This is a genomic window from [Pantoea] beijingensis, from assembly GCF_022647505.1.
Classification (GTDB): Bacteria; Pseudomonadota; Gammaproteobacteria; order Enterobacterales; family Enterobacteriaceae; genus Erwinia; species Erwinia beijingensis.
In genome coordinates this window covers 3704718-3718457 of the sequence record NZ_CP071409.1, presented here as the reverse complement: position 1 = coordinate 3718457, position 13740 = coordinate 3704718, and the positions used below count along the sequence as shown (strand labels likewise).

Here is a 13740-nt window from a genome sequence, read left to right as displayed (position 1 = left end):
CCACCCTGTAACGCGTGCTTTTTCCAACCACATTGACCTGCCGGATACATCTTCTATCTAAGGGAACTGTTTCTGCCTTTTTTCCACTCAGATAGTTCAACGTCTATCGAGGGTGGTCCCTGTGCAAATTACGTCTTCTAAACCTGGCATTGACAGCTACGGTAATACAGATTCTGGTTCCCCTATGTTCAATCCACCGGCTGCAAATGAGGGGAACCTCCCCAGTCCGGGTAACACTATTCGGTTCGGTCAAACAGAACTCGCTGACACGGGTGATACTGGTGGCAAAGGGGAAACGGGTGAGGGGGCGACTGGAGGGACAGGGACGCTGATAAATGACCTGACATCGTTGATTAACGGTTTCCTGAAAAAAAAGGGCGATCCGGCGAATAATAATATCAGAATAGCCATGCCACCAGCGTCCGGGCAAGGTAACGATGCTGCAGCGCCATTGGCAACAAACAGGGTCGTAGTGCCCGAAGAAGATGGGGAAGATGGCTATACGCCTCTCCCTCAGACAGCAAACAGAGCCGCAGTGCCTGGGCAAAGTGGTGAAACGCCTCCCCCTCTGACAGCAAACAGAGCCGCAGTGCCCGGACAAAGCGGTGATACTGCCCCCCCTATGGCAGCAAACAGATCCACTGGGCCTGGAAAAATTGATGGCGATGTCGCCGATCTGACGGCAATCAGGCTCACTGCACAAGAAGCCCCTGCTGGCGTTTCAATCGGCGTGGAACCAACACTGCATTCCGAAGACACTGATGCTATCGATAACTCAAAATACTCGTCCCCGGATGAGTTGAAAAAATACGATGCGCTGGTGGCTAATCTGCCGCCTGAAGAGCGCTTGCAGGCGGAAAAAGAGATGAATCGCCCGGTCGCTGCCGCCAAAATGGCAGCAGAGGGCGGTGCGGATGCCGATCGGGCAAAAGCTTTTATTGATGCCAATCCGGCGTTGAAAATAGCGACGGATACCGGACAACACGGGGATAAGCCGGACGGTAAAACCAGCACCAACGATTACAAGGCATTTGCATCAAATATGGAAAAAGCCCGTGATGCGGCGACCAAAGATATTAGTGATTATCAGAGTGCTCATCCAAATGCGGATCCCCAGTCGTTGCAGATGGTGATCTCCGCCGCGACGCTCAGAGCAAACGAGCCGCTGATAAGATGTGGCGCGCAGGATAAGGATGGCAATGTTGATGCCTGTATCACCGGTGACGCACTAAAAGGTATTTTGGACAAGAACCCAGGGCTTTCAGCTGTGCTGCGGCAATCAACCAAAACGTTCTCTCAGCCAGGTTTTCTTAATTTACTCGATCAGGGAGGTTTGGAGGGGAAAGCGTTGGCACTGCATAACCCGGATAAAAAGTTTAACTCGGGTAATATTGACGCATGGATTAAGTCACAGGCCCCCACCAGTGGCGGTGAATTTTCCAGCATGATTAGTGATGCTGCAACGCTCAATGCCGTTTCAGACGTCGATATCAGCAAGCTGAACGAAGATATTTTTAATAATCCGCAAAATTATACCGGGGAGCAAAAAGCGGCAGTGATGGTAAAACTGCAGCAGACAGCGGGGCAGGTTGAAGGCGGCAGCTCGCTACGGCACATTGATAAGACAAGGCAAGCACTGCTGGAAAAAATCGCTCAGCTGCAAGCCGATCCTGACGTGAAAAGTTACCTTAATCAGGCCGTACCGGCGTCAGAGAAAAATATGATTGCCGGCGATCCTGCGCTTAGTAAAGCCGTCAGCCAGCGTTATGACGATGTAACATCCGGTAAGGCGCTCGAACAGGATATGCATGCTGCCCGGGATAAAGCTGATAACGCCAATAAAGGTAAGAAACCGGAGGATGCGGAGCCGGTTGATTATAGCGTGGCTATGGCCAACATTGATGCCGAGCTGAAGCTGCAGGGTGATTTAAAAGGTGCAGGTGCCAATGTTCCTACACTTGAGGGGCTTATTAACAGCCACTCGGATCTTAAAGGCGATATTCGAAATTCATATGATGAAAGCTTTACGAAAGGCAAAGCCGCTGAACGGGGTCTGAAAGATAATCCAAAAGGCGACGCTGAAAAAATCCTGTCAGACGTTGACAAGAAAAAAGCCATCTATGAAGCGGCAATCCCTGATAGCGCTACGGCTGCTTCAGAAGAGGGCTATGCCAGCTCAACAATGAAAGCATTAAGTTCTACAAAGCCGGGAATGGGGCTGATAAATAAGCTTAAAGATACTGGGGTGCTTCCTCACGATATCGATCCGAAGAACATGTCCGGTAAAGAGTTATATACCCATCTGCGCGAGGGGGTTGAGCGGAAAATTGGCCCTACAGGGATGAACTTTGCTAAACAGGCTTCACATATAGGTGGCGGTGCATTGAGCGTCATCGGTCTGGCATCCGTTGCAGAGCAGCTCAAATCGGGAGATAAGCTCGGAGCAGCCCAAAGTCTTTATGATGGCATCAGGGGGTCTGCTGAGGCTGGATACCGTGGCGCGGCGAAGGTGCTGTCAAGAGAGGCATCTTCTGGGTTAGGCCGAATGGCGGGTTCTGCCATCGGACGCGTAGTGGGTACTGTTGCCGGAGAAGCTGCCGGTTTTGCAGCCGCAGAGAGTCTTGGTGCGGCGGCTGGGCCTGTGGGCTGGGTTGTTGATGCGGCACTGAGTATTGCTTTGATCGTTAAGGCGATTGTTGATGCTGTTCATAAGCACAGGGATCAGAAGACTTTCGATCATAACGTTGATCCAACGCTAAAACAGTTTGGTATTCCGACACCGAGCTAACTGCCAGGCATGACGCCATATAAAAATGCAGAACAGCCTGCCGTGAGGCAGGTTGTTCATCGCGGCGTATTTTTGTGCGTTTAACGGATTGCTATTAAGGTATTAGATTTTTTAATTTCCCCGTTTGGTTCTGAGCATTTCTCCGAACCCTTTCCAATCAGACTGCCGCTATTTTATAAAAACAGCTCATTAAGATATTATTTTTCAGGAAGGCCTTCTGCTACGTTAATGCTTATTTTTTCTGATTATCGTCGTCAGTTAATGTGTGAGGATGTTGAAGCTGCGGGTTAAATAAATTTTATAAGAAGGGCTGAATTAAAATGTATATGGGTATTTTTATAGGGTGGCTGGATATCGCTTTTTGGCTTTCATTTGATATGTATATGCATTTTATTTTTTAAATCATGCATGAGCGTCTTTATTTTATTTTGTAAGTGGGGGTATGTGGCAATGCCATCATTGTGTGTAGTTTTTTTAATCCTGTATGGAATCCTGTTGTTGCATATTGTATTGTTTTTTAAGGGTTATTATATTTTATTTTTATTACCATCAGATTAAATTTTTGATCTGTTTAGGATCTAAATAATAATCTGATGGTGTTTTACTTTACGTTGGCTTAAACGGCCGGACTTACCAATCTGGACGGTAAGATGCAGCTGCCATTACAGCCTGTGCAGCAACAGCAGAATAAATAACGGCAGTTACAACAGCAGATTTAAAAGCGATTTTAGCAAATTTCATTTTTATTTCCTTAATAACTGGATAGTGGAGATTAATTTTTAACATCTCATCGGTAGGGATGCAACCGTAATAAATTGGAAAGTGAAAGTAAATCTATAGTATTAAAAATCATGCTTTTTACCTGTTGTTTTAATTAGAATTTATTTTCTTATGGTAAGTAAGGTGTAATTATATTGAGAGTATTCCTAGTCATTTATTTCTGCTTTATTGAACATAGGATCTGCCTCGCTATCGGGATAACAAGGTTAGAGCAAAAAATTGTTTTTCCTCTTCCCTTTGCGTGACGTCGTTTTCCTCTTTTAAAGAAAACGACGAAAGGTAAAGTGAGTCTGCGATCCTGTCCAGATATCGGTTGCTAAAGGCATAGCAGCCACCTTAAGCAAAAAAGTACTGAGAGGAAGTCAAAGAGGGGAATCTGAAGCCGGTAAATCATGTGTTGTATGGGAGGGATACAGGCCGTTTTCCATTGCGTAGAGTTTGACCAGACCAAGAAGAGAACTTAAGAACGGCGTCTCTATCGCGGTTATGATGCCTAATTCATGTATCGAGCTTAAAAGCGCATCAATTTCTAACGGGCGTTTTGCCCGGGAGTCCTGCAACATAGAGGTGGTCATCGCGCCCATACTCTTTGCTAACGTCAGCAGTTCTTCAACCGATTGTTGCGGATTGATATTGAGTGCGTTTCCAATGCGCTCGGCTTCCCGTATCACATTGCTAACAAAAGGGAACAGGAGTTCATCATTAAGGATACGATCAGTTGTGGCGCCAGTTAAGGTACCGATGGGGTTCATGGTCATATTACCCCACAACTTATACCAGACATCTTGATGGATTTTAGGAGAAATCCTGGCATCAATGCCTGCGTGGTTCAAAAGGGCGACCAGCCGCTCATTTCGTTCACTACTATTACCGAGAGCCTCTCCCAATACCAGTACGTTACCTTTATGCAGGCGTGATACGGCCAGCGCTTCCCGGATACATGAAACATGTACTACACCACCAATGACTGATTCAGCTGGCATCGCTCGCAAAATGCTTCCGTCAGGATCGATACTGGTGAGAATACGTTGCGAGAAAGGTGCAGACAGGCCACGACAAAACCACCAGGGAATACCATTCTGCAATGAGACAGCCACCGTGTCTTTTTGCATTAGCGGTGCTATCTTTCGCGCCACGCTAGCCATTGAGTGAGATTTAACCGTTACAAACACATAATCCTGATGGGGCAGTTCGGCAGGGTCCTCGTAGCAGGCGACATTAACATTATGCGTCACTGTGCCCTCATGTAGCGTAATCCCCTCCCGTGCAATAACCTCGCGAGTCTGCCCTTGAGCAATGGTGATCACCTCATGCCCTGCTTGTGATAGCTTAACCGCCAGCCAGCAGCCAATCGCACCCATGCCATAAATACAAACTTTCATATAACTTCCCCTCTTACTGGAAACCTCGATTCAAGCACAGGATGTCTTAGCTAAAAAAAGATAAGGGTATCCCCACATCTTAGCGACATGCATTTATGTAAAAAAATAGCCGGATCAGGAAACGACCAGACATAAACTCGTTAAAGATGAAAAAGATAACGTACCTGTAAGCGTGGGGCGATGCGCTCTTTGTAACAGAGGGTGTAATGGGCATGAATGAAAAAACATCACAGGCCTTATCGGCGTTTTCATTATGGAAAAAGAGGGGATCCCCGTGCCTGGTCCGGTTGGGTGCTCAGGCATAGCAAGTCATGATGGATGCCTGAACAGAGATCGTTTGGCGTCGGCTTTTGATAACCCGGATAGGATTACAAACGAAAGAGGGAACCGTTTGTAGGGGGACAAAGGGGATCCATAAAGTTATCGTTCTTTACTGAATCCTGGTCTCATCTCATGGAGATTATCATTCAACGATGGTACTAATTCTTTGGTTTAAAAGGGATATTGAGATTTTTTGGGCGTAAAGGATGGCTATTACCACTGAATTTAAGTCAATGCCTTACACAATCTTGAGAGAAAAGATATCGGACTCATCGTGAACTGAAAGTGGCCATTTTAGTGTAAGGGCAATGCAATCTACTGAATTCATGCCTTTCCTCCCTTTCTTCAATAGCTGCAGGGATGGGCCAGTAAAAAGTTGACCAATATCTCATTAATTCTATATTAAAACGGACCTTATTTTTTCTGATAGTTAAGTTATTTCAATTTTTATATTCACCAGATTGGTTAGTCATTAACCAGAAGGGTAGTATAAATAAAGAAAACTTAATGTATCATCAAAAAATGATTTAGCGCTGTGCAGAAAAATGGAGCAGGATTGTGTATTCATGCGATATCTCTAACGCATAGAGAGTATCACATTGATGACAAAAAAAGAGTGGCTGCATAGATTATGATAGTTAACGGAAAGTTGTTAGCATTAGAATGAAGGATTAATAAGAGTAAAGAGAAGATGGCGCTAGTATCATTGCATCAAGAGGACAATAGCGCCAAAATGAGTTGAAAAATAAAGACCTTAAAGAAAGCTATTAAGAATAATGCTAAAAGTAAGATATTATCGCTATCTGAATCATTAGTGGTAATGATGGTGGAAACGACTGAATGCGACTTTTCATTAAATTTCGCTAAGTCAGGGATTCCGGATAAAAAATGTTAAATAACAGTCAGTATCATCCCTGACTATGATCATATTGATAGGGATAATGATAGACGCTGCGGCTGATATCAAGCAGACGGCAGCTTCTCCGCGTGCCGATCCCATAGGTATCCTGAAGAAAATTAACTGCCTGACGTTTGTCATTTGTTGTGAAAAAATTCTTGAGTATGCTTTGCAGCATATCCCTGTCTGAACTGATAGCCTGTAGTTCACGTGTCATTGATTGAAGTTTATCTTCTAAACATTTGATTTTTCTGCCTTCTTCAGAGGATAAACCTGCATATTTTTTTTTCCAGCTGTAAAATGTCGCCTCCGAAATGCCCAGTTCATCACAAATTTCTTTTACCTTTGCTCCACATTCGGAAGCTTTAATAGCGCTGGTGATTTGCTGCTCGCTATATCGTGACTTTCTCATGATTATCTGTTCCTTTCTAAACTATTTGTAGATGAGAATAACCGCAATAATAATTGGTACTAATAATGCGAGATATTATTGCGGTATTTTTAAGTGCGCGATTTTAACTGCATGGCTTAAGTTAAATTATATTTTATAAATAGCATCATGGGATTTGTCTTATTTTATTGATATCGAGATGCGATGACTTTCGATATGGTTTTTTTTGATATAGATTCGTCTCATGCCAGTGCAAACTATGCCAAAGAACTACTGTTCTATTTGATTACATTTTTATCCTGGTGAGAAGGATCTACTTTTCAGCAATGAAATCGATCTCATCAATGTTCTCGTTCTCTACATCACGATTTTATGTGAAGCTCGTCATTTTTTACAGATTTAGCCGTGCCACAGTGATATTGAGAAAGATGGTATTTATAGAGAATAAATGAGGTAAAAAATTCAAAATATTAATAAATAATAATATTACTCCCGAATTTAGAACAGAGAGTGTGTCTGCAGGTCGGAACAGTTCGCGTAATTTATCGGTGGTGTACATGGATGTGTTGAATAGTGAAAGATCGGGAAAATCAAGGATTTCTCAATGAAATATCGTGTAATATCAAATGCAATCTGGATGATGTCTGAAAAAATCGTTTCTGTTTTTGGCGTCATTTTCGTGACATCTTATGTAGCGAAATCTTTTGGCCCTGTAATATTTGGGCAAATGGCGTTTTCAGCTTCACTTTTTTCGGTGGTCCAAACCGCAGCCATTTTTGGTACTGAAACTATCTTGTTTAAACGCATCAGTAAAAGTACACAGAAAGGTATCCGTTTGATGACCATTGCGAAAGAAATGCGTATGGCAGTGCTGTTGCTCCTTTCTTTTCCCGTGTTGGGTTATGTTTGGTTTATGATGTCTCAGAATTTTTTTGCGTTTGCTCTGGCATCATTTTTCTCGGCATTATTCATTACCCAGGATACCTTTAGTGTTTATAACAATGCGTGCCTGGAGTCACGACGTAATACACTGGCTAATGCTACAGGGATGGTCATTGGTTTCACTATGAGTTTTTCCATTGCCTGGTTTAAAATAAGTCCGGCATGGCTGATATTGCCAATTATTTCTGTGGCATTATTCCCATACTTGATTAAGCGTTATCTTTTTTATCAGTCGAATCATGATGACAGGCCTGCTGTACATAACAAGAATAAATATTTTCGTTATTTACTTTATGCTGGTTTGCCTCTGGCGCTTTCCAGTATATTTATTTCAATACAGGTAAAAACAGCGCAATTCTTTTTGGTTGGTGTGGGTTCGGCTCACGATCTGGGACTGTTTACCGCAGCAAACACTATCTCAGCATCATGGATATTCATCCCCATTGCGATTATTACATCCAGTTTCTCTGAAATCTTCAGAGAACGCTCTGATGTCGCGGTGAAGCTTGCTGCCAGGTTACATGGCTATGTTATGGCTGTTTCACTCTTTATGTTACTTATTATTATGGCTTTTGGTGAAAAGATCGTGGTGACTTTATACGGAAATGACTACTTACAATCAGGGAAAATTATAACGGTGCTCTCTATTGCTACCTGCTTTTCTGCAATGGGCACCGTTGCTTATCGTTACATGGTCAAGGAAGGAGGATTTAATTATCTTCTGATTAAAATAGTTTGTCTGATGATAATAAGCCTTCCCGCTTCATGGATATTAATCAAGCAGTTTGGTTTAATGGGTGCTGCATGGAGTGTTTTTATCACTGAGCTATTATCTCTGACCGTTATGAATTATTTTTTCAAAAACGGTGTTATAAAACAGATACACGTTTCCTCAATTAACTACAAAACTTACAAATGAGGTGAAGTATGTTTAATTTTAAAAATGAAATTAAAAGAAGTTTGCATTACTTCATTAAAAAAATGCCTTGGGTTTATCAAGATAAAGTTTATTATTTCTATAAATTCAAAAAATTGCCAAATATACATCGACCTATACTCTTTAATGAAAAAGTGCTGTATCGTAAGTTCATTAATGGAGACTATCTTCGTTATGGCTGGCTTTCAGATAAATATCTGGTGCGTGATTATATTGAAAAGACAATCGGTAAAGACTATCTAATTCCACTTATTTACGAAACTGATGATCCAGCGACGTTGCTTGAGTTAAATAGTTGGAAAAACATCGTTATTAAGCCAAATCATGGTTCGAATATGGTTAATATTCTGCTGGAGGAACCCGATTTTTTGCAGAAACAGCGGATTATCAGCCACTGCAAGACATGGCTACAGAAAGATTACTCCGTTGAGGCCCGGGAGATTCATTATCGATATATAAAGCCGAGGATTTTGGTTGAAAAATATATTGGTGATGGGAAAAAACCGCCCATTGACTATAAATTTCATATGTTTAACCGGAAAGAGGGCGGATTCTTATATGTATTACAGGTCATTTATAATCGGGATCACCCCTCTCTGTCGATGAACTTTTATGTGAATAATCTGTGTGATGTTTTTCATCAAATTCGTGATACCGGGCTGGATATTTCTGAACAATTGCCTGCGTTAACTAAGGCTCTTGAGCTAAGTAAAGTTCTGGCATCAGATGTCGATTATGTGCGCGTGGATTGGTATATCCACGAAAATCAGGTCTATTTCGGCGAGCTGACGTTTACGCCTGGCGCGGGATTGGTTACCGGGCTTGACCGGGGGCTGGACAGGTTAATGGGAGATATGTGGCTCCAGGACCATACGCCCCTGCCGTTATCCGGCACCGATGAAGCGCAGATAAATATTCCAGCGCTGCTAAAAAAAGTGTAATTCAATCCGGCAGGCTGATGTGTTTTATGACTGCCGGCATTGTTCTTATGGTACAGGCCATGTGGCAGGAGACTGGCCCATGACATCAAAGAACGCGTTTTTCGTTAGCTCAAAAAAGTGATTAACGTTTTCGAGGTTCAGCGTAATGCCGAGTAGACCTGTGACGAACCAGCAGGACATACCGATGCCGATCCCACTAAAAATAAAAGCCATCGCATTATGGCGGTGCTGGCGGCACTTAATTTTGAAAGTACTGGCAAAAAACATCATTACTGCACTCAGCAGCTCCCAACGCATAAGTACTACACTGGCCGTCAAGGTGCCCATACATCGCCTCTTCAGATGAAAATACCCTGACACTGAAAACTGGCATCACCATTAAACGTCGGGGGAGTGTCAGGATGGCCCCCTGGCTACGGACATTAGCGTCAATAATGTGATTTGCGTCACATTATATCAGTGGGTTTGAAAATTTGAACAAAATTTACACCCGTAAGGCGCAGGCCATATCTGCAACCCACTTGGGCAAAATGCAGATCAAACGTAAATAAAGCCGGATCATTCACCAGGCTCAGGTTTCAAGACAGTCGGTATGAGACAGAGGATATTCCGCGCTGTTGTCGGGCCGATGTAAGATTGGCTTAATGGAATTGCGGATCGGACCATGACGAGTTGATAGACGCTCGATCGTTTGGAATGAGCAATCCTTACACCGCTATGGTATTGCTCGCCGCAGGGACACATTGAGAAGTGCGCAGAAGCGGCGATGTTTTGCATGAAAAACCAAATCTGCCAGAGGCGAAACGCTAGCTGTTAATCACCGGACAGCACTCACCGTTGGTACGTTGAGCAAAGCTGGCAAAGTTTTCGCTGCAATCGAAACTGTAAACATGCTGACGCTGTAAGCTCTGGCGGCGCATACTGTGGCGGTAAGCCGTCGGCGTTTGTGAGAACTGTTTGCGGAAAACACGCGAAAAAGTTTGTTGTGAGTCATATCCATATTGCATGGCGATATCAAATACCGGCCGCTGTGTTTTATGAAGCGCCTCTGCGGCCAGCGTCAAACGTCTTTCACGGATGTAACCACCTAAAGTTTGTTTCGTTACGGTACGAAACATGCGCTGCAGGTGCCACTTTGAATATCCTGATTTGGCGGCAACCTCATCGATAGACAAGGTTTTATCTAAGTTCTGTTCAATCCAGTCAGTCAGAGTATGAATAATTTCGTTATGTATCATGTCCTCATCCTTTCCCATGAGATTTTCATTTCATCGTTCTGTTGGTGGTGGAGTATAATTCCTCAAGTTAACTTGAGGTAAAGAGCCAAATGAAAAAAGAACGCAGCTATCCAAAGATGGTGCTGACGCCCGGAGAAGTGGCGAAGCGAAGTGGCGTGGCAGTTTCAGCGCTCCATTTCTATGAATCAAAAGGCTTAATTGCCAGTACGCGTAATGCAGGTAACCAGCGGCGCTATAGTCGTGATGTGCTGCGGCGTGTAGCGATTATTAAAATTGCACAACGTATCGGTATTCCACTGGCGACGGTGAGCGAGAATCTGATGTATGTGCCGGCGGATAAAAGGATCTCGGTAAAAGCGTGGGCTGTGCTTACTCAGCAGTGGCGTGACGAGTTGGACAAACGGATTGCTACGCTAACACGCCTGCGAGATGACCTGGATGGGTGTATTGGTTGTGGCTGTTTATCAATGAGCGATTGTCCGCTACGTAACCCGAACGATCGTCTATCGCAGCAGGGGACGGGGGCTATTTTACTCGATCCTACCATCGGGCATGAATCCTGAAATAGACCTGCCATACTTCAGGTTGTCGGTTTTTTGGCCGGATGACCTATTATTCAGACTATCATTCGCCGTTAAGTACAGGAGCTGCACATGATTACTGTTCATCACCTGAATAATTCTCGCTCCCAGCGTGTGCTATGGATGCTGGAAGAACTGGAGCTGCCTTACCAGATTAAGCATTATCAGCGCGAAGCGACTTTACTGGCACCGGAGTCTTTGAAGCAGGTACATCCATTAGGAAAGTCTCCGGTCATTACGGATGGCAATCGCGTAATCGCCGAGTCCGGCGCTATTTTGGAGTATCTTGAGGGCAAATATGATACGGAATATCGTCTTGCTCTCACAGATGAAGAGGAAAAATTTCAGTCACGGTATTGGCTACATTATGCGGAAGGTTCGCTAATGCCGCTGCTGGTTATGAAGTTGATTTTCAGCCGCATGGGGAAATCGCCGGTGCCTTTACTGTTCCGCCCCCTTGGCGCGGCTTTTGGCAAAGGCGTACAGAAAGGTTTTCTGAATAAACAGATTGTTATACATCAGCAGTTTATTGAACAGCATCTGGCAACTTATCCCTGGTTTGCCGGGCAGCACTTCAGTATTGCTGATATTCAGATGAGTTTTCCTCTTCAGGCACTTGCTGCACGAAGTGGTGTGGAAAATATGCCGCATGCAACGGCATGGCTGAATAACATTCAGATGCGGGCCGCGTGGCAACGTGTCAAACAGCAAGGCGGAGAAGTGAATTTCTCTACGCGATCGTAGTTACCCCGCTACGGCGCGTCGCCACCGTTCGTTAACTTGTCTGCAATTATGATGCAAACAGCAGTTGAAAATGCGGCGATAAAGGCAGGATAATCGTTTGCCTGTTAAAAACACGGTTTTTATACGGCTTTTATACGCGGTGAGGTAATCGTTTGCTTTTTCCTGGTGATGCCCGACCGGGGCTTGTGAAACTCAGACTGGATCAGGGAAGAGATCGTCACCTCGCGTTATCAACAGCATCGTATGCGGATAAATCATAATAAATCTCAGGGGATATTTTGTATGTCAACTTCTTCTCGCCAGCCCGGCGGCTCTCTGGACGCCTGGTTTAAAATCTCTGCACGGGGCAGTACCGTGCGGCAGGAGGTTTTGGCTGGCCTTACGACCTTCCTGGCGATGGTGTATTCGGTCATTGTTGTGCCGGGAATGCTCGGTAAAGCGGGTTTTCCGCCTACCGCTGTCTTTGTTTCAACCTGCCTGGTGGCGGCTTTTGGCTCAATTATTATGGGCCTGTGGGCCAATCTGCCAATGGCGATTGGTTGTGCAATCTCGCTGACGGCATTTACCGCTTTTAGCCTGGTGTTGGGGCAGCAGATTAGCGTACCTGTTGCACTTGGTGCCGTATTCCTTATGGGCGTTTTGTTCACGGTTATCTCCGCAACAGGGATCCGCGCCTGGATTCTGCGTAACCTCCCAATGGGCGTGGCGCATGGTACGGGCGTTGGAATCGGCTTATTCCTGCTGCTGATCGCGGCGGACAGTATTGGTCTGGTTGTTAAGAATCCGGCGCCTGGCTTACCCGTTGCGTTGGGGCACTTTGCGTCTTTTCAGGTAATGCTGGCACTGATTGGCCTGGCCGCTATTTTCGGTCTGGAAAAATTACGTGTACCGGGTGGCATCCTGCTAACGATTATTGCGATCTCCATTATCGGATTGATTTTTGATCCAGGTGTGACCTGGCAAGGTCTGTTTGCGATGCCTGCTTTACGCGATGCGCAGGGGAACTCGCTGGTATTTGGCCTGGATATTCTCGGCGCGTTGAAACCTGCTGTATTACCAAGTGTGCTTGCGTTGGTGATGACTGCGGTATTTGATGCGACGGGCACGATCCGTGCCGTTGCCGGACAGGCCAATCTGCTGGATAAAGATAATCAGATTATTAACGGAGGCAAGGCGCTTACAACCGATTCTGTTAGCAGTATCTTCGCTAGTCTGGTGGGTACCGCGCCTGCAGCTGTTTATATCGAATCTGCGGCAGGAACGGCAGCAGGAGGAAAAACGGGATTGACGGCCGTGGTGGTTGGGGTGCTATTCCTGATCATCCTGTTTATGTCCCCACTCGCTTATCTTGTTCCGGCGTATGCAACGGCGCCCGCATTGATGTATGTGGGGCTATTGATGCTCAGTAACGTATCCAAAATCGACTTTACTGATTTTGTTGATGCGATGTCAGGTTTACTGGCAGCGGTGTTTATCGTGCTGACCTGTAATATTGTCACTGGCATCATGCTTGGCTTTGGCGCATTGGTTATTGGCCGTGTTTTCGCCGGAGAATGGCGTAAGCTGAATATCGGAACGGTAGTGATTGCGGTAGCACTGGTCGCCTTCTATGCGGGGGGCTGGGCGATTTAAACCGGGGGATTGTCCGGGGCGAGGGCTATCTTACCCCGGATAATTTGCTGAATCCGCTGCTGTTGCCAAAAATCGTCTCTATTATCCTCAATCGCACATCCTGTTTTAAATTGGTTACCTTTTTTGTTTTACTATCTTACGAGGCATATATACCTCAGTATTCGT

10 protein-coding genes are annotated in these 13740 nt (G+C 44.9%); 6 read left to right on the top strand and 4 right to left on the bottom strand.

The window, feature by feature from the left end; all coding sequences use genetic code 11:
• Positions 1-121: 121 nt before the first annotated feature.
• Complete coding sequence (locus J1C60_RS18630) at positions 122-2788, top strand: type III effector HrpK domain-containing protein (RefSeq protein WP_128175701.1); 2667 nt, start codon at positions 122-124, stop codon at positions 2786-2788.
• Positions 2789-3930: 1142 nt separating this feature from the next.
• On the opposite strand, the gene J1C60_RS16830 is transcribed toward J1C60_RS18630, so the two are convergent.
• Both J1C60_RS16830 and J1C60_RS16825 read right to left on the bottom strand, forming a co-directional pair.
• Complete coding sequence (locus J1C60_RS16830) at positions 3931-4950, bottom strand: 2-dehydropantoate 2-reductase (protein ID WP_128175700.1); 1020 nt, start codon at positions 4948-4950, stop codon at positions 3931-3933.
• 1229 nt (positions 4951-6179) lie between these two features.
• Positions 6180-6581, bottom strand: coding sequence for a transposase (locus J1C60_RS16825; RefSeq protein ID WP_128175698.1), 402 nt, complete (start codon positions 6579-6581; stop codon positions 6180-6182).
• Positions 6582-7164: 583 nt separating this feature from the next.
• On the opposite strand from J1C60_RS16825, the gene J1C60_RS16820 reads away from it, so the two are divergent.
• Both J1C60_RS16820 and J1C60_RS16815 read left to right on the top strand, forming a co-directional pair.
• Positions 7165-8421: an MATE family efflux transporter gene (locus J1C60_RS16820; protein WP_128175697.1), complete on the top strand. Its 1257-nt coding sequence runs from the start codon at positions 7165-7167 to the stop codon at positions 8419-8421.
• Between the two features lie 8 nt (positions 8422-8429).
• Positions 8430-9380 carry an ATP-grasp fold amidoligase family protein gene (locus J1C60_RS16815; RefSeq protein WP_128175695.1) on the top strand — a complete coding sequence of 317 codons (951 nt, stop codon included), beginning with the start codon at positions 8430-8432 and terminating at the stop codon, positions 9378-9380.
• Between the two features lie 45 nt (positions 9381-9425).
• On the opposite strand, the gene J1C60_RS16810 is transcribed toward J1C60_RS16815, so the two are convergent.
• A complete protein-coding gene (locus J1C60_RS16810; protein WP_128175693.1) occupies positions 9426-9707 on the bottom strand; it encodes a YjcB family protein in 282 nt (93 codons plus the stop codon).
• Positions 9708-10186: 479 nt separating this feature from the next.
• On the bottom strand, positions 10187-10618 hold the full coding sequence (soxS, locus tag J1C60_RS16805; protein WP_128175691.1) for a superoxide response transcriptional regulator SoxS: 432 nt from the start codon (positions 10616-10618) through the stop codon (positions 10187-10189).
• An 89-nt stretch (positions 10619-10707) separates the two neighbouring features.
• On the opposite strand from soxS, the gene soxR reads away from it, so the two are divergent.
• The 3 genes from soxR to J1C60_RS16790 all read left to right on the top strand — a co-directional run bounded on the left by soxR (position 10708) and on the right by J1C60_RS16790 (position 13575).
• Positions 10708-11181, top strand: a complete 474-nt coding sequence (soxR, locus tag J1C60_RS16800) for a redox-sensitive transcriptional activator SoxR (RefSeq protein WP_128175689.1) — start codon at positions 10708-10710, stop codon at positions 11179-11181.
• Positions 11182-11271: 90 nt separating this feature from the next.
• On the top strand, positions 11272-11943 hold the full coding sequence (locus tag J1C60_RS16795; RefSeq protein ID WP_128175687.1) for a glutathione S-transferase family protein: 672 nt from the start codon (positions 11272-11274) through the stop codon (positions 11941-11943).
• Positions 11944-12225: 282 nt separating this feature from the next.
• On the top strand, positions 12226-13575 hold the full coding sequence (locus J1C60_RS16790) for an NCS2 family permease (protein ID WP_128175686.1): 1350 nt from the start codon (positions 12226-12228) through the stop codon (positions 13573-13575).
• The last annotated feature ends 165 nt before the right edge of the window (positions 13576-13740 follow it).